Annotated in this window: 18 protein-coding genes and 2 pseudogenes; 14 read left to right on the top strand and 6 right to left on the bottom strand. The window is 59.4% G+C overall.

Annotated features, from left to right (window positions below; translation table 11 throughout):
- Positions 1–26: 26 nt before the first annotated feature.
- Positions 27–803 carry a DeoR/GlpR family DNA-binding transcription regulator gene (locus ACODTO_RS13985; RefSeq protein WP_139641399.1) on the top strand — a complete coding sequence of 259 codons (777 nt, stop codon included), beginning with the start codon at positions 27–29 and terminating at the stop codon, positions 801–803.
- Position 804: 1 nt separating this feature from the next.
- Positions 805–2,637 carry a glutamine--fructose-6-phosphate transaminase (isomerizing) gene (gene glmS / locus ACODTO_RS13980; protein WP_489106595.1) on the top strand — a complete coding sequence of 611 codons (1,833 nt, stop codon included), beginning with the start codon at positions 805–807 and terminating at the stop codon, positions 2,635–2,637.
- A 32-nt stretch (positions 2,638–2,669) separates the two neighbouring features.
- Here glmS and ACODTO_RS13975 read toward each other — a convergent pair whose 3' ends face one another.
- From ACODTO_RS13975 to ACODTO_RS13960, 4 genes and pseudogenes are all read right to left on the bottom strand, one after another.
- Entirely contained in the window at positions 2,670–3,554 is an 885-nt protein-coding gene (locus ACODTO_RS13975) for a methyl-accepting chemotaxis protein (protein WP_434007059.1), read from the bottom strand.
- Positions 3,528–4,547, bottom strand: a pseudogene (locus tag ACODTO_RS13970) (HAMP domain-containing protein); the annotation flags it as partial. The gene ACODTO_RS13975 and the pseudogene ACODTO_RS13970, both read right to left, overlap by 27 nt.
- 185 nt (positions 4,548–4,732) lie before the next feature.
- Positions 4,733–5,440 (bottom strand): NUDIX hydrolase, encoded by a 708-nt coding sequence (locus ACODTO_RS13965; protein ID WP_489106594.1) that lies wholly within the window; start codon positions 5,438–5,440, stop codon positions 4,733–4,735.
- 1 nt (position 5,441) lies between these two features.
- Positions 5,442–5,987 (bottom strand): adenylyltransferase/cytidyltransferase family protein, encoded by a 546-nt coding sequence (locus tag ACODTO_RS13960; protein WP_489106593.1) that lies wholly within the window; start codon positions 5,985–5,987, stop codon positions 5,442–5,444.
- A 183-nt stretch (positions 5,988–6,170) separates the two neighbouring features.
- Here ACODTO_RS13960 and ACODTO_RS13955 point away from each other — a divergent pair, with 183 nt between their 5' ends.
- From ACODTO_RS13955 to ACODTO_RS13910, 10 genes and pseudogenes are all read left to right on the top strand, one after another.
- Positions 6,171–6,818, top strand: a complete 648-nt coding sequence (locus ACODTO_RS13955) for a nicotinamidase (protein WP_464710019.1) — start codon at positions 6,171–6,173, stop codon at positions 6,816–6,818.
- A gap of 9 nt (positions 6,819–6,827) precedes the next feature.
- The gene (pncB, locus tag ACODTO_RS13950; RefSeq protein ID WP_139641389.1) at positions 6,828–8,057 is read left to right on the top strand and encodes a nicotinate phosphoribosyltransferase; all 1,230 of its coding nucleotides are present in this window, start codon (positions 6,828–6,830) and stop codon (positions 8,055–8,057) included.
- A 1-nt stretch (position 8,058) separates the two neighbouring features.
- Positions 8,059–8,892, top strand: coding sequence for an NAD(+) synthase (nadE, locus tag ACODTO_RS13945; RefSeq protein WP_489106592.1), 834 nt, complete (start codon positions 8,059–8,061; stop codon positions 8,890–8,892).
- A gap of 63 nt (positions 8,893–8,955) precedes the next feature.
- On the top strand, positions 8,956–9,552 hold the full coding sequence (gene nudK / locus ACODTO_RS13940) for a GDP-mannose pyrophosphatase NudK (RefSeq protein ID WP_139641384.1): 597 nt from the start codon (positions 8,956–8,958) through the stop codon (positions 9,550–9,552).
- Positions 9,553–10,111: 559 nt separating this feature from the next.
- Positions 10,112–11,083 (top strand): tripartite tricarboxylate transporter substrate binding protein, encoded by a 972-nt coding sequence (locus ACODTO_RS13935; protein WP_489106591.1) that lies wholly within the window; start codon positions 10,112–10,114, stop codon positions 11,081–11,083.
- Positions 11,084–11,152: 69 nt separating this feature from the next.
- Positions 11,153–11,626: a tripartite tricarboxylate transporter TctB family protein gene (locus tag ACODTO_RS13930; protein ID WP_139641380.1), complete on the top strand. Its 474-nt coding sequence runs from the start codon at positions 11,153–11,155 to the stop codon at positions 11,624–11,626.
- A gap of 9 nt (positions 11,627–11,635) precedes the next feature.
- The gene (locus tag ACODTO_RS13925) at positions 11,636–13,156 is read left to right on the top strand and encodes a tripartite tricarboxylate transporter permease (protein ID WP_139641378.1); all 1,521 of its coding nucleotides are present in this window, start codon (positions 11,636–11,638) and stop codon (positions 13,154–13,156) included.
- 85 nt (positions 13,157–13,241) lie between these two features.
- Entirely contained in the window at positions 13,242–14,399 is a 1,158-nt protein-coding gene (locus tag ACODTO_RS13920; RefSeq protein WP_139641376.1) for an L-talarate/galactarate dehydratase, read from the top strand.
- A gap of 18 nt (positions 14,400–14,417) precedes the next feature.
- On the top strand, positions 14,418–15,851 hold the full coding sequence (locus ACODTO_RS13915; protein WP_489106590.1) for an FAD-binding oxidoreductase: 1,434 nt from the start codon (positions 14,418–14,420) through the stop codon (positions 15,849–15,851).
- An 11-nt stretch (positions 15,852–15,862) separates the two neighbouring features.
- A pseudogene (locus tag ACODTO_RS13910) lies at positions 15,863–16,083 on the top strand (hypothetical protein); the annotation flags it as partial.
- Here the strand turns inward: ACODTO_RS13910 and ftrA are convergent.
- The gene (gene ftrA, locus ACODTO_RS13905) at positions 16,004–17,041 is read right to left on the bottom strand and encodes a transcriptional regulator FtrA (protein ID WP_139641372.1); all 1,038 of its coding nucleotides are present in this window, start codon (positions 17,039–17,041) and stop codon (positions 16,004–16,006) included. The pseudogene ACODTO_RS13910 and the gene ftrA sit on opposite strands and share 80 nt — an antisense overlap.
- A gap of 89 nt (positions 17,042–17,130) precedes the next feature.
- Here ftrA and ACODTO_RS13900 point away from each other — a divergent pair, with 89 nt between their 5' ends.
- Positions 17,131–17,874 carry a HalD/BesD family halogenase gene (locus tag ACODTO_RS13900; protein WP_139641371.1) on the top strand — a complete coding sequence of 248 codons (744 nt, stop codon included), beginning with the start codon at positions 17,131–17,133 and terminating at the stop codon, positions 17,872–17,874.
- 100 nt (positions 17,875–17,974) lie between these two features.
- Here ACODTO_RS13900 and ACODTO_RS13895 read toward each other — a convergent pair whose 3' ends face one another.
- Positions 17,975–20,104 (bottom strand): LTA synthase family protein, encoded by a 2,130-nt coding sequence (locus ACODTO_RS13895; protein WP_489106589.1) that lies wholly within the window; start codon positions 20,102–20,104, stop codon positions 17,975–17,977.
- A 394-nt stretch (positions 20,105–20,498) separates the two neighbouring features.
- Here ACODTO_RS13895 and ACODTO_RS13890 point away from each other — a divergent pair, with 394 nt between their 5' ends.
- Positions 20,499–21,401 carry a LysR family transcriptional regulator gene (locus tag ACODTO_RS13890; protein WP_139641367.1) on the top strand — a complete coding sequence of 301 codons (903 nt, stop codon included), beginning with the start codon at positions 20,499–20,501 and terminating at the stop codon, positions 21,399–21,401.
- Positions 21,402–21,445: the final 44 nt, after the last annotated feature.

Here is a 21,445-nt window from a genome sequence, read left to right as displayed (position 1 = left end):
TCTTTCGAATCGAAACTTAAACTGCCATGTCAAAGCGCAACACCCCCCAACGCCGCCACAACATCCTTGCCTTGCTCCAAGAGCAGGGTGAAGTCAGTGTGGACGAGCTGGCCAAGCGCTTCGAAACCTCGGAAGTTACGATTCGCAAGGATCTTGCCGCCCTGGAGACCAATGGGCTGCTCTTGCGTCGTTACGGTGGCGCGGTCCCGATGCCGCAGGAGTTGGTGGCCGATAACGCCCAGACCGTGTCCAAGTACAAGCAAGCCATCGCCCGGGCGGCGGTGAAGCGGATTCGCGAACACGCGCGCATCATCATCGACAGCGGCAGCACCACTGCCGCCATGATCCCCGAACTCGGCCTGCAACCGGGGTTGGTGGTCATGACCAACTCTCTGCACGTCGCCAGTGCCTTGAACGAACTGGAACACGAACCGGTACTGTTGATGACTGGCGGCACCTGGGATCCTCATTCCGAATCCTTCCAGGGCCAGGTGGCGGAACAGGTCCTGCGTTCCTATGACTTCGACCAGCTGTTCATCGGTGCCGACGGCATCGACCTGATTCGTGGTACCACCACCTTCAACGAGTTACTGGGGCTAAGCCGGGTCATGGCTGAGGTGGCCCGTGAGGTAATCGTGATGGTGGAGGCCGATAAAATCGGTCGCAAGATCCCCAACCTGGAACTGCCGTGGAGCAGCGTCCATACCCTCATTACCGATGATCGCCTGCCCGTAGAGGCTCGCGATCAGATTCAGGCGCGCGGCATCCAGGTGATCTGCGCGTCTGTCAGCCAGGAGAAATAACATGTGTGGAATTGTCGGCGCCGTTGCTGAACGCAACATCACAGCCATCCTGCTCGAAGGCCTCAAGCGTCTGGAATACCGTGGCTATGACAGTGCGGGTGTGGCAGTGCTCACCAACGATGGGCAACTTGAGCGCATGCGTCGGCCGGGCAAGGTCAGTGAGCTGGAGCAGGCGCTGGAAGCCGAGCCGCTGATCGGTCGCCTGGGCATTGCCCACACCCGTTGGGCCACCCACGGTGCGCCGTGCGAGCGCAATGCCCATCCGCATTTCTCCGGCGACCTGGCAGTGGTGCACAACGGCATCATCGAGAACCACGAAGCCTTGCGTGAACAGCTCAGGGCCCAGGGCTACGTCTTCACCTCGGACACTGACACTGAAGTCATCGCCCATCTGCTCAATCACAAGCTCAAGGAACTGACGGACCTGACCGTGGCCCTAAAGGCCACCGTCAAGGAGCTTCACGGCGCCTATGGCCTGGCAGTCATCAGTGCGAAACAGCCGGATCGTCTGGTGGCGGCCCGCAGTGGCAGCCCGCTGGTGATTGGCCTGGGCCTGGGGGAAAACTTCCTGGCGTCTGACCAGTTGGCACTGCGTCAGGTCACTGACCGTTTCATGTATCTGGAAGAGGGCGATATCGCTGAAATTCGCCGCGACAGCGTGCAGATCTGGGATCTCGATGGCCAAGTGGTAGAGCGCGAAATCGTGCAGTACCGCGACGGTGCCGAAGCCGCCGACAAGGGCGAGTTCCGCCACTTCATGCTCAAGGAAATCCACGAGCAACCGGCTGTGGTGCAACGTACCCTGGAAGGGCGCATGAGCCAGAGCCAGGTATTGGTCCAAGCCTTTGGCCCACAGGCAGCCGAATTGTTCGCCAAGGTTCGCAATGTGCAGATCGTCGCCTGCGGCACCAGCTATCACGCCGGCATGGTCGCTCGTTACTGGCTGGAGGAATTGGCCGGTATTCCGTGCCAGGTGGAAGTTGCCAGTGAGTTCCGTTATCGCAAGGTGGTGGTGCAACCGGACACGCTGTTCGTCACCATTTCCCAGTCCGGTGAAACCGCCGATACCCTAGCGGCCCTGCGCAATGCCAAGGCCTTGGGTTTCCTCGCCAGCCTGGCGATCTGCAACGTCGGCATCAGCTCGTTGGTGCGCGAATCCGACCTGACCTTGCTGACGCAGGCTGGCCGCGAGATCGGCGTGGCGTCGACCAAGGCCTTTACCACCCAGTTGGTCGGTCTTCTGCTGTTGACCTTGTCGTTGGGCCAGGTGCGCGGGACCTTGGCCGAGGGTGTAGAGGCAACACTGGTGGAAGAACTGCGCCGCCTGCCGGCCCGTCTGGGTGAAGCCCTGGCGATGGACAACACTGTGGAAAAAATCGCCGAACTGTTCGCCGAGAAGAACCACACCCTGTTCCTGGGCCGTGGTGCGCAATTCCCGGTAGCGATGGAAGGCGCCCTGAAACTCAAGGAAATCTCCTATATCCACGCCGAAGCCTACCCGGCCGGTGAGCTCAAGCATGGCCCGCTGGCTCTGGTGGACAACGACATGCCGGTGGTCACCGTGGCCCCGAACAACGAGCTGTTGGAAAAGCTCAAGTCCAACCTTCAGGAAGTGCGTGCCCGTGGCGGCCAACTGATCGTCTTTGCTGACGAAAAGGCCGGCATGACCAATGGCGAAGGGAATCACGTGGTGCATATGCCGCACATCCACGACGCCCTGGCGCCGATCCTCTATACCATCCCGCTGCAGTTGCTGTCGTACTACGTGGCCGTGCTCAAGGGGACGGATGTCGATCAGCCGCGGAATCTGGCGAAGTCTGTGACGGTGGAGTGAGGGACGTCTGCCGAACGGGTCCTGGATCACCTTCAGATCTTGAAGGTGTTGACCATTTGCTGCAGGCGGATCGACTGTTTTTCCAGTTCATTGCACGCCTGCAAAGTGGATTGCAGATTGCCGACAGTCTTCTGGTTCAGGTCATTGATGTGGCTGATGTCCCGATCCAGATTGTCCACCACTGAGGTTTGTTCTTCGGTAGCGGTGGCCATGGATAGGTTGATTTCGTCGATCTCGCCAATGCCCTGCAGTACCTGATTGAGTCGTTCACCGGCAAGCCTGGCGGTGCTGACGTTGGTGTCGCTGTGGCGCTGGCTTTCCAGCATGGCATTGACGGCGCTGCCGGCGCCGGCTTGCAACTCCTCGATCATATTGTGAATTTCCTGCGCCGATTGTTGAGTGCGATGGGCGAGGGTGCGCACCTCGTCCGAGACCACCGCAAAGCCACGTCCGGCGTCTCCGGCACGGGCGGCCTCGATGGCGGCGTTGAGGGCCAGCAGGTTGGTCTGGTCGGAAATACCCTTGATCACGTCGAGGATCCGGCCTATTTTCAAGGTTTTTTCATTCAGGCTTTCGATGTCCTGACGGGTATTGAGCACTTGTGATGAGAGCTGTGCCATGGCGCTGATGCTGCGCTCCACTACCTGTTGGCCTTCCTGGGTCTGGTTCTTGGTATCCGAGGCGCGATTTGACGCATGTGCGGCGCTACGGGCGATCTCCTGGGCGGCGGCGCCCAGCTCGTTGATGGCTGTGGCGATGTTGTGGGTCAACGCCGCCTGGGTGTCGGAGCTTTTCAGGGACGAGTGCGATGCCTGGCTGACCTGCGCGGCCAGTTGGGTGAGTTGGCTACTGGACGTCAGGACTTCGCGTATCGAGTGCTGAATGCGTTCGACGAAGCGGTTGAACCCGCCAGCCATCACGCCAAACTCGTCCTGGGACAGGCTCTGCAGGCGTTGGGTCAGATCGCCTTCGCCATCGGCAATGGATTGCATGGCCAAGCCCATATTGCGTAAAGGCCGCATCAGGGCATTGATCAATAGACCGAGCAAGACAACGGTGATCAGTATCGCAATCAGCGTTGCGATCAGGGCCGAGGTGCGAAACTCATGGAGCGCGGCGTAGGCCTTGTCCTTGTCCACCGACAGTCCGATGGACCAGTGCAATGACGGCAGGCCGTTGATCGGCGTGAATGTAACGATCCGGGTGCTGCCGTTTTCCTGTACTTCATTCAGGTTGTCATTGATACCCGGAGCACCTTCGGGGAACGCTTGGGCCAGAGTCTTGGTGACCAAGGCACTGTCCGGATGCACCAGGATCTTGCCGTCGTCACTGACCAGGAAGGCATAGCCGATGCCGTTGAGATCAACGGAGTTGACGATGCTGGCGAGCTTTTCCAGGCTCAGACTCGCCCCGAATACGCCGGCTGCCTTGCCGTTGATCTTGATCGGCACCGCCTCGGTCATGATCAGATAATCGATGCCGGCTCCAATGTAGGGTTCGGTCAGGACGGGGCTGAGGGAGGCTGCCGCCTCCTTGTACCACTGGCGCTGACGGACATCGTAGCCATCGGGCATCACCCGCTCGGGATAAATGAAGAAACGACTATCTTGGAGCCCGACATAGCTGGCGATAAAGGTCTTGGTGATGATGTCTTGAGAGAGCATCTTGCTGATGGTAGCCGGGGTGGGGTCGGCGGCAATGGTTTCGGCGGCGCCCTCGATCAGCAGGAGCCGGCCAGCCAGCCAATTGTCGAGGTTGGCGCCGAGCAACTTGCCAGTGGTTTGCAAGCTGCTGTGCAGCGCTTCGCGGGTACTTGCTTGTTGTCGATGGTCATTGAGCAGTGAGAACGACAGGAATACTGCCACTGAGATGACACAGGCGCCGAGAAGGATCTTGTGGCCGAATTTCATACTGATGCCCATGAAGCACGCTCGTCAGGTCTTGTTTTTATGAGTCCCCGCCAGGGTTGGGCGAAGATTTGACGAGTGGACAGGTTTTGTCGAACTAGAAAAGATGATGGGCAATCGTAGGAATTTTTATGGCATCAAGTGACGCGGATGCGCGCTTGCCGAGCGCCCGGATTCCGGGCTGAGCATCACTCCAGAAAACACCGGTCAAAAAGGTAGACGCTGCCCGGTTTGAGGTTTTCCACGGTGCGTTGCGGGCGGCCGCCATCGCCGCTTTTCTTGCGGCCGGTTTCCTGCAGGTAGCCCGCTTCGGTCATCTTCAGCAGACGCTGGCGCATACTGGTCTTGAGCACCGGACGCTCGAGTACCAGGGAAAAAATGCCCACGGCTTCCGGCGCGCTGAACTCGGGGCCTAGGAACATCAGCGGCAGGCTGCTGTAGAGCGCTTTGGAGAACAGCCGCTCCTGCACGGCAGCCACCAGGCTGTTGTGGTCGAAAGGGAGTTTTATCGTGGCGTCAGCGACGTCCTTTAGCGCAAAGAATCCCTGGTGTTCGGCGAGCGGGGGCGTATCGCTGACAATGGCCAGGTAGAACGTCGATGATGACCAGCAGCGTGGATCGCGGAACGCGTCGCCGACGGTGCCGACCTGTTCGATCCAGGCCAGCGGCATGCCCACTTTGTTCGAATTGCGCAGGCGCTCCACGGCGTCGTTCAGCGTGAGATCTTCGACCCCTCCATTCACCACGATCCCTGGCAGCGCCCAATGGCCGGCGAACGGCTCTGCTTCCCGGCGGTTCAGGAGGATTTCAAGGGCCTGGGCTTCCCGGTTGAAGCGCAGCACACACAGGTCGATGGTGTGCAGATAATCGCGCGCAGCGGCTGTGCGGTTCGGCATGTCAGTTTCCGTGGGTAGCGTAAAGGTCGTAGTTTACCGGGTCCATGCCGGGTGCCATCCAGTGATTGGGCAGCAGTTCGCCTAAAGCCAGTCGTTCGCGAACCAGCGTGCTGCGCACATGGATCTTCTCTTCCACACAAAGGATGGAAAAGCGCTCCAGTAATTCCTGGCCGCGGTAGAAGGTCGGTAACAGATCCGCGACGTCCTGGCCCACCACTAACGCTATCCGCTTGCCGTCCAAGGCCAGGCTGTCGGCCAGGTGGGCAAGCAGGGTGTAGCTGTAGATGGCGCCTTCGACACCACGCGCGACGACCTGCTCGACCCGGCTTGCATGCACTGGCGCGCAGCACAGCGGCTGAACGTGCTCGACGATCGACTCCAGCCATTTCAGGCGAATTTCATAGTCAACCATTCGCTTGCCGTAGGGATGCCTGAAGCTTGGGGCGACCAGCACGCGCCTGGCCTGGAATGACGCCTGGATCATCACCTGGGCGTGACCGGCATGAGGGGGATTGAAGGCGCCGCCATAAAGGGCCAGTTCGAACATGGCTTATTCTCTTTAGGTACACGACATGTACCGTATCATCAAAAACGTGTCCGGTGAAATTTATCTGAGTCATGTCTATTTCAGGCTTGCATGAATCGATAGGCAAGAAAAATTCTTTTCACGGTGGCTTGTCATTAAAGTACACGTTATGTACTCTCGTTTCCGTGAACAGGAGAAACCAGTATGAATAGCCTGAACCGTAAGACGGCTTCCTTCGATGTCGATGCGCAAAAGAGCTTTACACCGCTTTGCCCTGATGAGCTGCCAGTGCCTGGTGGAGAACAAATTGGCGACGAGCTGAATTTCATCGCTTCCCTGGCCAGCCTGCGTGTCGGCAGCAAGGATGCCCATTCGCCTCAGGCGCCATGGGTGGTCGCCGAGCATTCACAGATGCTCACCCCGACCGGGCTCGAGCACGCCGACGTCACTTGGGTCAGCCACTGTGTCCCCGGTACCGAAGGTTTCACCTTGTTGGACGAACTGCCGACTCCCTACGACTACGACTATTTCGTCTGGAAGGGCGTCGAGCCGGATTTTCACCCGTACGGCGCCTGTTACCACGACCTGCACGGCAAGCTGTCCACCGGGGTGATCGAGTACCTGAAAGGCCTGGGTGTGGAGCAGGTTCTTGTCGGCGGGCTGGCGCTGGATTTCTGCGTCAAGACCACGGCCCTGCAACTGGCTGCCGCCGGCTTCAACGTGATCGTTCACCTTCCGGCCTGCCGGGCCATCAGTGAGGAGGGCGCCACGCAAGCCATTCAGGACCTGCAGCAAGCGGGGGTCTGGGTTGCCAGGACCCGCGAAGAAACCATCCGCCTGGCAAGCGAGTAAGGAGCAAACATGGACAGCGCATTCGACTCAAACAGTGGCGTCATCCAGAGCCTGCTGGATACCGATTACTACACCTTCACCATGATGCAGGCGGTTTTGCACCAGCACCCGAACGTGGAGGTGGAGTATCAGTTCATCGTGCGTTCCAAAGAGCGGCTCGGTCACCTGATCCCGGACATTCGTGTGGAACTGGAAAAGCTTGCCGGATTGCAGTTGCGCGAGGGGGAGCAAAGGTTTTTGTTCAACAAGCGTTTCCGCGAATACCTGACACCGGACTTCGAACAGTTCCTGGGTCTGTTTCGCTTCAATCTGCGCTACATCCATGTGTCGGAGGTTGACGGCCAACTGCACATCCGCGTTCGTGGTCCGATGTTGCACTGCATCATGTTCGAGCAGCCGGTACTGGCGATGGTCAGCGAGCTGCGCAACCGCGAGAAGTACCCCGAAGTCGAACTGGCCGACGTTACCCGCAAGCTGTACCAGAAGTTCGAGTGGCTGGAGAAAAACGCCAGTCGTGAAGAACTTGCCGAGTTCCGTGTTTCCGACTTTTCCACCCGTCGCCGGCTGTCCTTCAGGGCGCAACGTGAAGTGGTGAATATCATGCGCAGTGATTTTCCCGGCGTGTTTGTCGGCACCAGTAACGCTCACCTGGCGTATGAGTTCGATCTCCCACTGATCGGCACGATGGCTCACCAATGGCTGATGGTCCATCAGCAACTCGGGCGCCTGCGCGAGAGTCAGAACGCGGCCTTGGAAAACTGGGTGCGCGAGTATCGTGGCCGGCTCGGTATCGCGCTGACGGACTGCATCAGCACCGACTTCTTCCTCAAGGATTTCGACCTGTACTTCGCCAAGCTCTATGACGGGCTGCGCCAGGATTCAGGTGACCCGATTGTCTGGGCTGACAAAGTGCTGGGGCGTTACCGGGAATTGGGTGTCGATCCACGGACCAAGGACCTGATGTTCTCCGACGGTCTCAATTTCGAGAAATGCTTGCCGATCCTGCGTCATGTCCGCGGCAAGGCCAAGTTCGGTTTTGGCATGGGCACCAGCCTGGCCTGCGATGTCGAGGGGGTCGAGCCGCTGAGCATTGTCATGAAACTGGTGCGCGTTCATGGCGAGCCGGTGGTGAAGTTCTCCGATGATCCGATCAAGAACGTCTGTGAAGATGTTTCGTTCCTTCGCTATGCCGCCCAAGTGTTCAACGTCGCCCTGATCAATCCACAGATGGGAGCCTGATATGACTTCACTTCAGCAAGAGCGCATTGCCCGGGAACTGGGCATCGATCGCCAACTCAAACAGGGCGGTGAGCACCTCGAGATTGCCCGTCGCGTTGGGTTTATCAAGCAGGTTTTACGTGAGTCGGGTTGCACGTCCCTGGTACTGGGTATCAGCGGCGGCGTCGACTCGCTCACAGCCGGGCGTCTATGCCAGTTGGCGGTGGAACAATTGCGAGGCGAGGATTACGAGGCGCGTTTCATCGCCGTGCGACTGCCTTACAAGACCCAGGCCGATGAGCCAGACGCCCAAGCATCCTTGGACTTCATCCGGCCGGACCTGATCACCACGAGCAACATTGCCGCGTGTGTGGATGGCCTGATGGCCAATATCGCGATCGACGGCTTGCAGCCTTCGGCCGAGCACACTGACTTTGTCAAAGGCAATGCCAAGGCCCGGGCACGGATGTTGGCACAATACGCCATTGCCAATATGAGCAATGGGCTGGTGGTCGGTACCGACCATGGCGCGGAGGCGGTGATGGGGTTCTTCACTAAATTCGGCGACGGTGCATGCGACTTGGCGCCGTTGTCCGGGCTGACGAAGACTCAGGTGCGGTGGTTGGCCGATGCCATGGGCGCGCCTGCGTCGCTGGTGCAAAAGGCGCCGACCGCCGATCTGGAAGACTTGGCACCCGGTCGGTTGGATGAGGTGGCGTATGGTTGCAGTTACATGGAGATCGATGCGTATCTGATGGGTGAAGAGGTGTCGCCTCAGGCGCGACACATCATCGAACGCGCCTACGGCAAGACGGCTCACAAACGAGCATTGCCGCGTGTTCCGGCGGTGTCATGAACGACATCAAGCCAGCGTAAGCAGGCTTTCAAATGCAACCCTGGTCCCGAATGGAGTGGATGAATGACCCAGGCAACCGGTATCAACGATCGCGTACGCATCAAGAACGTCGAAGTGCTCTCGGACAACTGGTACGTACTGCGCAAGACCACCTATGACTACCTCGGTCGCAACGGCCAATGGCAGGAGTTGACCCGCGAGACCTATGACCGCGGCAATGGCGCCACAATCCTGCTGTACAGCAAGGCCAAGCAGACCGTGGTGTTGACCCGGCAATTCCGCTTTCCGGCCTTCGTCAACGGACACGATGACCTGTTGATCGAAACCTGTGCCGGCCTGTTGGACAACGACGATCCGCACACCTGCATCCGCAAGGAAACCCAGGAAGAAACCGGCTACGTCATCCAGGACGTGCGCAAGGTCTTCGAAGCCTTCATGAGCCCGGGCTCGGTGACGGAGCGGCTGCATTTTTTCGTCGGCGAGTATTTCGACGAAGACAAACGACACGCCGGCGGCGGGTTGGAAGAGGAGGGCGAGGAAATCGAGGTGCTGGAGCTGCCGCTCGACCAGGCCCTGGGCATGATCGAGAGCGGAGAAATCTGCGACGGCAAGACCATCATGCTGTTGCAGTACGCCAAGCTGCATCGGTTGCTGGATTAGGTTCACTCTCAGGCCTCCAGCCAGGACGCTCCAGAAACTTACGGTGAGCTCTTCCCCGGCCAAGAATCGAGCTTGATCGGGGTTTTCCACAGCTTCGTTGGATGAAGCGCTACAAGCTTGAATCCAGAAGTTTTTTCTGCTCGATACGCCATGCCTTGGTGCGCTAGAACGCAGACCCAACCCGCTCCTGTCGGCAGCCGGTTCGTCGTATTCACGAAGAACCGCTGAACAACTGCGTTGACAACCTGGGACATAGGTGATGATATTCAGTCATACGACAACGTATGACATCAAAAAATAATAAAAACGAAAGGCTCCGATATGCCTTCTACATTTGCAGCCCAGCAAGTCTGTAATACGTCGGCCTTGCTTCTCTCCACAGAGCGCCAACGGCCTTCGCCACTTTCTGAAAAGCCTTATGCAGGCTTGCAAGTGCAATCGAATTTTCCCCTATCGACATTCAAGCGACGTCAGCTGTCCAGCCAGGCGAGGGTGTCTGTCGCTTGCGTTTCCTCCTTAGTTCCTACCCCCAATGAATGGCAGTACTTGGAGAACAATAATGAGAAAAACATTCTGCGCCTCTTTAATCGCCTCTTTTCTGAGCCTGACCGCCGGCACGGCAATGGCCGCCGACGCCAGTGACTGGCCAAGCCGACCCGTGCAGGTGGTGGTCATTGCCAATGCCGGTGGTGATACCGATTTCAATGCCCGAATGATGGCCAAGTACTTCACCAAGCTCACTGGCAAACCCATGGTCGTCACCAACATGGCTGGCGGGGGCGGGACGATTGCCGCCGATGCGGTCAAGAGCGCGGCACCGGATGGCAATACCATTCTGTTTACCCATACCGGCCAGTTGATCGTGAACGAGGTGGCAGGGCTCTCCGAGGACCGTTTTGACGCATTTGATATCTCCTGCATCGCTGGCGTCGACAAAGGTGCGGTGTTTGTCTCGGCGAAAAGCTCGAGCATCGACACCCTTGATCAACTGATTGAAAAAGCCAAGGCCAAGCCCGGCACCATCACCTACGGTACCGAAATGGGCAACTTCTCCCATCTTCAAGGGCTGATGTTCGAGAAGCTGGCCGGCGTGAAATTGAAAATGGTCGACAGCGGCACAGTGTCCGAAAAAATCGTCGCCTTGCTGGGCAAGCGCATCGACCTCGGTGCCATCAGCTATGGCTCGGTCCAGGATTACATCACCAGCGGCAAAATGACCGCCCTGGGTCAACCCAACGCCGAGCGCAACGCACTGCTGGGTGACGTCAAGACCTTCAAGGAACAAGGCGTGGACCTGGTCCTGGACAAGCCTTACGTCGTGGCCTTCCCGAAGGGTACGGACCCGGCCATCGTCAAGAAAATGGCCGATACGATGAAGAAGATCACCGAAGAGCCGGAATACGCCGAGGAGCTGAAGAAGTCGTTCAAGCAACCGGTCAGCTTCCAGGGCAGCGAAGAAGCCATTGCGACCCTCAACAAAACCCGCGACAGCTTCATGCAGTTCAAGGACGAGATGCGTAAGGCCAAATAACACCGCATGACGGGCTCGGGTGCGTACTGGCACCCGACAGCCCAGTCCTTCCCAGCAAGAGGAGCCTGTATGGATTCCTATAAAAGAAACGAGCTGATTGCCGGACTGGCAATGCTCGGTGCCGGCGTGGCGTATCTGGTATTGACCCTGAATCTGCCGCGCCGCAGTTTCGTCGATGCTGCGTTTGTGCCCTGGGTGCTCGCCGTTGCGTTGTGCCTGTTGGGCGCGTTGCAATTATGGGCGTGGCGAAAGCTGCCGGACCAACCTGCCGAACCCGCTGAAAAAACCGAGCAGATTGATTATCCGACGGTTTTCAAGTCCCTCGCGTTGGTGCTGCTTTACACCGCGTTGCTGCAACCCGTGGGATTCATCGTCATGACCGTGCTTTATCTGTACGTCCAATTCATCGTGTTGACCCCTGCGGAACAGAAGGTCAAGCACCTCCTGTACGGGTTCATCGCGGTCGTTTCGTCAGTGTTGATCTTTTACATTTTTCGCCATGGCTTCGACTTGCTCCTGCCTGTCGGTCTATTGGATTTCTAGGAGACGGCCATGATTGAACTCATGCAGCAAGGCTTCGGTGCCGTACTGACTCCCTATGTGTTTTTCCTCATGACACTCGGTGTTGCGGTGGGGATTGTTTTTGGTGCGGTGCCCGGGCTTTCGGCCACCATGGCTATCGCGTTGTGCCTGCCGCTGACTTACTCGATGGGCCCTGGCACGGGCCTGGCGCTGCTGGTTGCGCTGTTTGTCGGTGCCACCTCGGGAGGACTGATATCGGCGATATTGCTCAACATACCGGGAACGCCGGCATCGATCGCCACGACATTCGATGGTTGGCCGTTGATGAAGAAGGGAATGGGCGTCAAGGCGCTGGGGATCGGCGTGGTGTTCTCGTTCCTGGGCACTATTTTCAGTATCGCCGCGCTGATGTTCATCGCTCCGATCCTGGCGGATCTGGCCTTGAGTTTTGGCCCGCACGAATACTTTTCCATCGCGATTTTCTCGCTGACGTTGATCGCCACGCTGTCCACCGGCTCGTTGGTCAAAGGCCTGTTCGCCGGTGCCCTGGGCTTTGCCTTTTCCACCGTGGGGATTGCCCCGGTCGAGGCGATCCGCCGTTTTACGTTTGACCTGCCGAGCCTCAATGGCGGCTTTGCCATGCTCACTGTCATGATCGGTATGTTTGCAGTGGCCGAAGTGCTGAAGTTTGCTGAAAGCGCACGCCTGAGCCATCGAGCCAAACCACAGCACGTCAGCATGAAAGGCGTAAAAGGTTTTGGTTTTTCGATGAAGGAGTTCGTCGGTCAACTGCCCAATGCCACCCGTTCATCCCTGATCGGCCTGGGCATTGGTATCCTGCCCGGTATCGGTGCCGGTACCTCGAATATCGTTTCTTATATCGTGGCGAAGAAACGTTCCAAAACCCCGGAAGAGTTCGGCAAAGGCAAGATCGACGGCGTGGTCGCCAGCGAGACGGCAAACAACGCCGGCATTGGCGGCGCGATGATTCCGCTGTTGACCCTGGGCATTCCCGGCGATACCACCACGGCTGTGATGCTCGGCGGTTTCATGATTCACGGCATCCAGCCGGGGCCTCTGCTGTTCATCAGCCAGGCGCCGTTGGTCTATACGATCTTCGCCGCGCTGATCCTCGCTTCGGTCCTGATGCTGGTGCTCGAGTTCTACGGACTGCGCATGTTCATCAAACTGCTGGCGGTGCCCAAGCACATTCTGTTGCCGATCATCCTTGTGCTCTGTGTGGTTGGCGCATTTGGCCTGAACAGCCGGATCTTCGACGTCTGGGCGGTGCTGCTGTTTGGCTTGCTGGGCTACGGGTTCGTCAAGAGCGGGTTGCCGATTGCGCCGTTCATCATCGGTTTCATCCTGGGCCCCATGGCGGAGACCAATTTGCGTCGTGGCTTGATGCTGTCCGATGGCAATTTCACCGGCTTCCTGTCCAACCCCATCTCAGCGGGCTTTCTCATCCTGGCCGCCGCGTCTATCTCCTGGCACCTGGTGACGGTCATTCGCAACAGGAAAAGCGCTGCTATCGAATTGATGCGCAGTTAGTGGCCTGTTTTCATTCCCGCGTATATGCCGCTGTCACACGAACCCGTGCGGCAGCGGCTGACTCCAAAACGTTCGGAGCATAGCCATGCAAGAGACGCCGCAAATACCTTCCTCCGACGACGACCGTATTGCCTGGGTGCGCGTGGCCTCGGTCTACCTGCCGCTGGCCAATCCCATCAGCGACGCCAAGGTGCTCACCGGTCGGCAGAAGCCGATGACGGAAATCGCCATTCTGTTTGTGGAAATCGAAACCAGGGACGGCCATCGGGGCTTGGGATTCAGCTATTCCAAGCGCGCCGGTGGTCCTGGGCAATTTGCCCATGCCCAGGAAGTTGCCCCCAGCCTCATTGGCGAAAACCCCAGCGACATTTCCAAGCTGTGGGACAAGCTCTGCTGGGCCGGTGCTTCGGTGGGGCGGAGCGGTCTGGCCACCCAGGCGATTGGTGCGTTTGATGTCGCCTTGTGGGATCTGAAAGCCAAGCGGGCAAATCTTTCCCTGGCTCGCTTGCTGGGCGCCCATCGCGATTCTGTTCAGTGCTACAACACGTCGGGTGGGTTCCTTCACACTCCGCTTGACCAATTAATGATCAATACCGACCTTTCCCGGGAGAAGGGCATAGGGGGCATCAAGCTCAAGGTCGGCCAGCCTGACCAGGCGCTGGATCTGCGCCGTGTCAGCACCATCCGCAAACATCTGGGGGATGACTTTCCGTTGATGGTGGACGCCAACCAGCAATGGGACCGACCTGCTGCGCAGCGAATGTGTCGACGTCTCGAGCAGTTCAACCTGGTCTGGATCGAGGAACCGTTGGATTGCTACGACGCTGAAGGTCATGCCGCGCTGGCCCTGCAATTCGACACGCCGATCGCGACCGGTGAAATGCTCACCAGCGTTGCCGAGCACTGGGAATTCATCAAGCTGCGCGCCGCCGATTACCTGATGCCCGACGCGCCCCGTGTCGGTGGCATTACCCCTTACCTCAAGGTCCAGGCGTTGGCCGAGCAAGCGGGACTGATGATCGCGCCGCACTTTGCCATGGAACTGCACATTCATCTGGCCGCCACGTATAGCCGCGAGCCATGGGTTGAGCATTTCGAATGGCTGGAGCCTCTGTTCAACGAACGCATGCAAACCCGCGATGGACGCATGTTAGTGCCTACCCGCCCTGGCCTTGGGTTGTCCTTGAGCGAGCGTGTGGCGGGTTGGACGGCGAGCCAGGCGGCGTTCGGGCAGCGTCCGTAAACCGGTCGAGGACAGAGGATGCCATCATTGAGCCAAGAGGTGCTGCAACGCATCGAGCAGGTGGTCGGGCAAGCAGGATTGGTGCGCGACCCAGAGCTGATGCAAAGCTATCTGACAGATTGGCGTAACGCTTATCAAGGCCTGGCGGCCTTGGTGGTACGTCCGGCGACGACCGAAGAGGTGGCCGAGGTTGTACGGATCTGTCATGACGCCCAGGTTGCCTTGGTGCCGCAAGGCGGCAACACCGGCTTGTGCGGCGGCTCGATTCCTGACCCCTCTGGCAATCAGCTGGTGTTGTCCTTGACCCGGATGAAACGTATCCGTGACATCGATCTGGCTAACGAAACCATCACGGTCGAGGCCGGGGTGATCCTGCAACAATTGCAGGATGCCGCCCACCAGGCCGGTCGCCTGTTTCCGCTCTCGCTGGGAGCGGAGGGCAGTTGCACGGTGGGCGGCAACCTGGCGACCAATGCCGGCGGCACGGCAGTGCTGCGATACGGCAACATGCGTGAGCTTACCCTCGGCCTGGAAGTGGTGCTGCCTGACGGTCGCGTCTGGAACGGGTTGCGGGGGCTGCGCAAAGACAATACCGGTTACGATCTCAAGCACTTATTCATCGGCTCGGAGGGCACGCTCGGGATCATCACGGCGGCGGTGCTCAAACTGTTCCCGATGACCCACAGCACGGCGACAGCCTGGGTCGCGCTGCCTTCGCCGCAGGCGGCGGTGGACTTGATCGGCCATGTTCGCGGCTTGTGTGCCGACCGCCTGACGGGCTTCGAAATGATGTCGCGCCAGAGCCTGGATTTTGTCCTGGACCATGTGGCCGGCTGCTGCGACCCGCTGGCAACGAAGCACCCCTGGTACGCCTTGATTGAATTGCGCGACACCGTGCCCGACGCGCCGTTGGCACTGCTGCTTGAAAACGGCCTGGCCGACTCCTTTGAGCGTGGGTGGGTCATTGATGCGGTATTGGCCGGCAACCAGGCACAAGCCGCGGCGCTCTGGGCACTGCGCGAAGGCATTTCCGAGGCGCAGAATCATGAAGGTCCGAGCCTCAAGCATGACATCAGCGTGCCCGTGAGCCGGATACCGGAATTCATCGAGTGCACCGACAAGGCCCTGCAACGGGACTTTCCTGGCGTGCGCATTGTTTCTTATGGCCACATGGGCGATGGCAACCTGCACTACAACATCAGCAAGCCGCTCGGCGATGCGGACGCCTCGTTCAGGACTCATGAACACGCGATCATGCAAGTCATCTACCGGATGACGAGCGCCTTCAACGGCAGCATCAGCGCCGAGCATGGCTTGGGGCAAGCCAAGCCTGAGGCGGCAGTTCGCTTCAAGGACCCCCTGGAGATCGAGTTGATGCGTGCCATCAAACGCACGCTGGACCCCGCCGGGTTAATGAACCCAGGCAAAGTGTTCACCACTGTACTGGAGTGACCGCGCCGGGCTTCGTCGACGAGTATGACGACGAAGACAAACGACACGCCGGCGGCGGGTTGGAAGAAGGCGAGGAAATCGAAGTGCTGGAGCTGCCACTCGACCAGGCCTCGGGCATGATCGGGTGAGGGAGATCTGTGACGGCAAGACCATCATGCGGTTGCAGTACGCCAAGTGGCATCGGTTGGTGGATGGGGTTCAGCCGCTGCAACCCGGGACGCTTGCCGGCTGATCTTCGCGCTGCCAAATCTTTCACGGTAGGCCGAGGGCGGCAACCCGACGGCGTTCCTGAACGCCGCCCGGAAACTTTCCACTGAGCGATAACCACAGGCCTGCGCAATGCCGGTCGCGCTCTGATCGGTAGTTTCCAGCAGTTCCCTGGCCCGGTTCAGGCGTTCCTGTTGCAGCCAGGCCCTTGGCGAAAGGCCGGTCGTTTCTATGAAACGACGCAGGAAAGTGCGCTCGCTCATGGCCACGCGAGCGGCCATGTCGGACACGCTCAGGGGTTGGTCCAGGTGTTCGCGGATCCACTGCAGGACCTGGCTCAGTTCGTTGCGCGGCGACTTGCCCACGGGGGCGACGATGAATTGCGATTGACCACCGGTTCGCTGTGGCGCCATGACCAGGCGACGGGCCACCGAGTTGGCGATATGAGTACCAAAATCCCGTGCGATCAGGTGCAGGCAGGCGTCGATGCCGGCGGCACTGCCGGCTGAGGTAATGATTTGCCCCGAATCGACATACAGCACATTCGGGTCCACGTTGATGAGAGGGAAGCGTTCGGCAAGCTCATCGGAAAACTGCCAATGGGTGGTTACCGTTTCACCGTCGAGCAGTCCCGTGGCGGCGAGTACGAACACACCCGAGCAGATCGAAAGCAAGCGGGCGCCTCGGGCATGGGCGTTTATGAGAGCGTTCAGCAACGCTTGCGGAGGTGGGTCGCGATAGCGCCAGCCGGGAATGATGATGGTGTCTGCGGTGTCCAGCTCTTCCAGCCCGGCGTCGACCGAGATTTGGATGCCCCCCAATGCCCGCATGGGGACCGGATCGACAGCAACGATGCGGTGGGCGTACCACGCAACGTCCAACTCTGGACGAGGCAGGCCGAATATCTCCAGCGCAATACCGAATTCGAATACGCAAAGACCCTCGTAAACGAGAATGGCCACTGTTCCTGGGTGGGTGTGCATTTGGCGTAAAACTACCGTTTGTTGTCGTCTGTTGCACTGTAGCGAACAGTTCCGTCGTCCTACAATCGGGCTATGGAATGGAGCAATGAATGAGTAATCGAAAAACAGGTCGGATCCTGGCGGATGTGGAACAGCAACTTTCCAGGCACTTCCGGGATTTCTTGAGCAATGAAATCCGGATGAAGCAGGTTCGTAATTCGTTTCACCGAGAGGGCTATTTCCACTTCAAGGACTTTTCATTTCTACCCGGCGAGATGCCGGAAGCGCTCCAGTCCGAAGTACATGGGTTGCTCGATGAATATTCGGCAGGTCGCGATGCGACCGTCCTGTTTATCCATGATCCCTACCGCAAGATCCATGTGATCCCTCAGGCGGAAATCGCCGAGGGCGGGGTCGTGATCCCGGCGCTTTACCACTCCGGGTCGCTACGCCATTTCCTCGGCAGCATCGCAGGCGAAGACTTGGCGTCCTGCCTGGACCGCGGACAGTACCTGATCAGTCGGCTGAATCATCCAGACGATACCCATGGTTGGCATTGGGGCGATTACCCCTACACCCTGGTCTGGATCATCGAGGCGCCTGAAGACCCGGAGGGGGGCGACGTGCTGCAATGCGTGCCCCACAGCAACGGGAACAAGGATGACCTGAACGCATGGGAATACCGCCTGGACAACCCCGGCAAGGCCTGCCACCACCTCAAGGGTGACGTGTATTTCCTCAAGTCCGGTACCACGCTGCATCATCTGGTGCCGATTCAACGAAACGCCACGCGCATTATCCTCAGTACCAGTTGGCAGGTGGCTCCGGCCGGTGAAGCGATGCCCTGTGGATAAGTATTGAAGCGCAGCGATCAATCCCGGCGTTACAGCGCCGTGAGTGGTCAGGCCAGGCCCGAACAAACGCGCAGCCGTCCAGCGGCTGCGCGCTTTTTGTTCAACTGGACTGGGCCTGGCTGTCCTCCTGCATATCGTCCAGGTATTCCGGCTGGTCCGTCTGGCCCGGCAGCTCGGTCACGACGCTGAAGTCGCTGATCTCGATAGCACCCTCCCCGTGGCCCAGCAAATGGAAGGAAAAGGCTTTGCGGGTCTGCGGGTTATCGAAACGGATGTTCATCACCAGCGGTTGTTCGGACGTCACCGCTACATCGGTCGGCAGTTCCATCGGCACATCCTGCTCGAACTCCTTGGCCTTGAGGGAAATATAGGCCGTATGGTCCGTCTCGATGGCGCGGATGCTCAGGCTGACGCGGGTCTGCGAACCCTGGGGCATTTCCAGGTATTGGGCGCCGATCAGGTTGTCGGTCCAGTCGTTGGAAACCTGGGCGGGAAGTGGAATTTTCTCGGTGCTGCCGAATTGATAATGCTGGTTCAGAGGCGTGCGTAGCAGGGTCTGGTTGAGGGCCGTTGCCCGTGCGCTGATCAGCCTGGCCCGCTGGCCGCTGTAGTGCCCGCCGTAGGTCGCCCGGTCGGCGATGAAACCTTCGCTGGCGTAGTAGCGGCAACGCTGCAGGAAATCGCATTCGGTGAACGTGCCCTTGCCGTCGTGGTAGCGCAGCATGCCATTGGTGAACGACATGATTTCCCGTCCCGTTGTGTAGTCCCTGAACATCGAACGACCGGACAGCGACGCAGGCACCGGGAAACCGAAGTAGTCGAGGATCGAGGCGGTGAGGTCGACGTGCCCATAGGTGCCTGGCTTGATGCGCGGCAAGGGTTCCGGCGCCAGCGTCAGGTTGAATCCCCAGGATGACGCCAAGCGTACATCGTCGATGCCATGGGACTCGTCCGAGGTGATCACCACCAAGGTGTCTTTCAGGATGCCCTGGCGTTCCAGCCCGATGAGGAAGTTATCCAGCGCATCGTCCAGGTAACCCACGGCGGCCTGTTTGGCGGTTTCATAGCGCTGCAGGTAGTCATCCGGTGCGGAGTAGGGCTGATGCGTGCCCACGGTCAGCAGGGTGAGCATCCAGGGTTTGTTCGTTTGTTGCAGGTGTCCGACGTAGTCCAGCGCGCCTTCGAAGAAGGTCTTGTCGTCCTTGCCCCAGGGAAACTCCAGGTAAGCGGGTTGGGTGAACCATTCCATACCCAGGGTCGTATCGAAGCCGATGTGGGGCATGATCCGGTCCTTGGCCATGAACCGCAGGCCCGCACCCTGGAGGAAATGCGTGGCAAAGCCATGCTGGCGCAACTGGGCCGGCAGGCAGTCCTGGTTGCGCTGGGTCTGGTTGAGCATTTCGACGCCCTTGGGCGTGCCATCGTCGAGCTTGTCGTAGTCGCCACACAACATCGAGTACAGGCCGCGGATGGTCTGGTGGCTGTGCAGGACATAATCGGGCGTGTTCATGCCTCGCTCGGCCCAGGCACTGAGGCGCGGCATGGGGCTATCCTGATAACCGGCTTTCAGGGCCTGGCGGTTGGTTTCTATATAGGCACCCGGTATGCCTTCCAGGGCGATGACCAGCACGTTGCGCGCCTGGCCTGGCGCGGTCAGCAGTTTCTCTCCATCAAGGTCCAGCCGGGTAAGGCCTTCCATCGGCGGAATCTGGGCATCCGTATCGCCTTCAAGCCAGTGCTGGATCCGGTCCTGCCCGGTTGCGACCGCCGCCGTGGCGAGTTGATGGGGTAGATTGAACACGTTCCACTGGTCCGCCCCGGTGGGGCGCCAGGATTGTACGGTGCCGTGGACCAGCAGGAGCAGCGCCGGCAATGCCCAGGCGTGGCGTGGCAAGGGCAGTGCGCGGTGTGAGCGGCCTGGCCATTGCACCATCAGCCAGAGCGCCAGCGCTGTCAGTTGCAGCGTGGCCAACCAGGGATGGGCGAAGCCGCCGCTGCTGGAGTTTTCGACGAATTGCGGATCGGTCAGGTAGTGCAGGTCCGAGGGGTTGGGCATGCGTCCGACGGCGCTGATCAACTCGATGTTGGCCAACGTCAGCGCGGTCCAGGCCAGCAACACAGGCAAGGCCAGCCAGAGGGGGCGGCGGTAAAGCAGCGCTAGCAGCAAGCCGCCAACGCCCAGGTCGGACAGGTAGCCCAACGGATCGGACCAACCCAGTGCGATACGCATTGCGAGGGGAACGATCAGGACCAGGCTGCCCAAAGTGATCAAAGGGGCGAAGGGGGAAAAGAGTCCGCGTAAAAAAACGTTCACGAAAACAGGCCTTGTACGGAGTCTGGAACCAGGCACACAGCCTTGTGGGAGCGAGCCTGCTCGCGATAGCTACGGGTCATTCATATGGATGGTGACTGATTCACCGCTATCGCGAGCAGGCTCGCTCCCACAGGATTCTGTGCTGTTTATTAGTCATCAAAGGGTAATGATGGGCGCGATGGTAGCAAGCTTGTTCATCAGTAGCCGGGTCGTGACGCTACGGTTCGTTTGCTCAGGCCCTACAATGGCCGTGCGGCGCTGCTTTGCGGCGTTTGGAAAACTTGTATCAGGATTTCTCATCGGGGGATGGATGGACAGGTTTCAGGAAATGCAGGTGTTTATTGCTGTTGCCCAGGAGTCGGGTTTTTCGGCGGCATCGCGGCGCTTGGGTCTGTCGGCAGCCAGTGTCACCCGTGCGGTGGCAGCGTTGGAGCAACGCATCGGCACGCCGTTGCTGGTTCGCACCACCCGCAACGTGTACCTGAGCGAAGCCGGCCAGCGCTTTCTGGAGGACAGTCGCCGGATCCTGGGCGATCTACAGGAAGCCGAGGATTCGGCGGCCGGCAGCCATGCCCAGCCCAGGGGGCAACTGACGATCACCGCACCGGTGCTGTTCGGTCAGTTGTTCGTCACGCCCCTGCTGGTGGAATACCTGCAGCAGTATCCGGAAGTCAGCATCAATGCCTTGCTGCTGGACCGCAACGTCAACATGGTCGAGGAAGGCATGGACATTGCCGTGCGCATCGGCGAGCTGCCCGACAGCAATCAGCACGCCGTCCGCGTCGGTGAAGTGCGGCGGGTCGTCTGCGGCTCTCCCACGTTTTTCGCTCAGCACGGTCGACCCCAGCATCCGCAAGCGCTTGAGCGACTGCCGGTAGTGGCCTCTTCGGCCATTGGCCAGGTCAGAAGCTGGACCTTCCTCGATGCCGGGCAACCGCTGGCGGTCCGGCCAGTGCCTCGGTTGGTGGTCACCGCCAATCAGGCCGCCATTACGGCAGCCTGCCAGGGTCTGGGAATGACCCGTGTGCTGTCTTATCAAGTGGCGGGGGAGATTGCCAGCGGGGAGCTGGAAATCGTCCTGGCCGATTTTGAACTGCCGCCCCTGCCGATTCATGTGCTGTACCAGGGGGGGCGCAATGCACCGGCTCGGGTTCGCAGTTTTGTCGATTTCACGGTCAGCGCCCTGCGTAGGCACCCGGCCTTGAGAAACTGATGCATTGTTTCGCTGAAGGAAATAATGGATTGCGTTTACGGGTG

The sequence above is a fragment of the Pseudomonas sp. FG13 genome, from assembly GCF_057809755.1.
The sequence above is the reverse complement of the archived record's forward strand: the minus strand, read 5'-3'. Positions and strand labels throughout refer to the sequence as shown.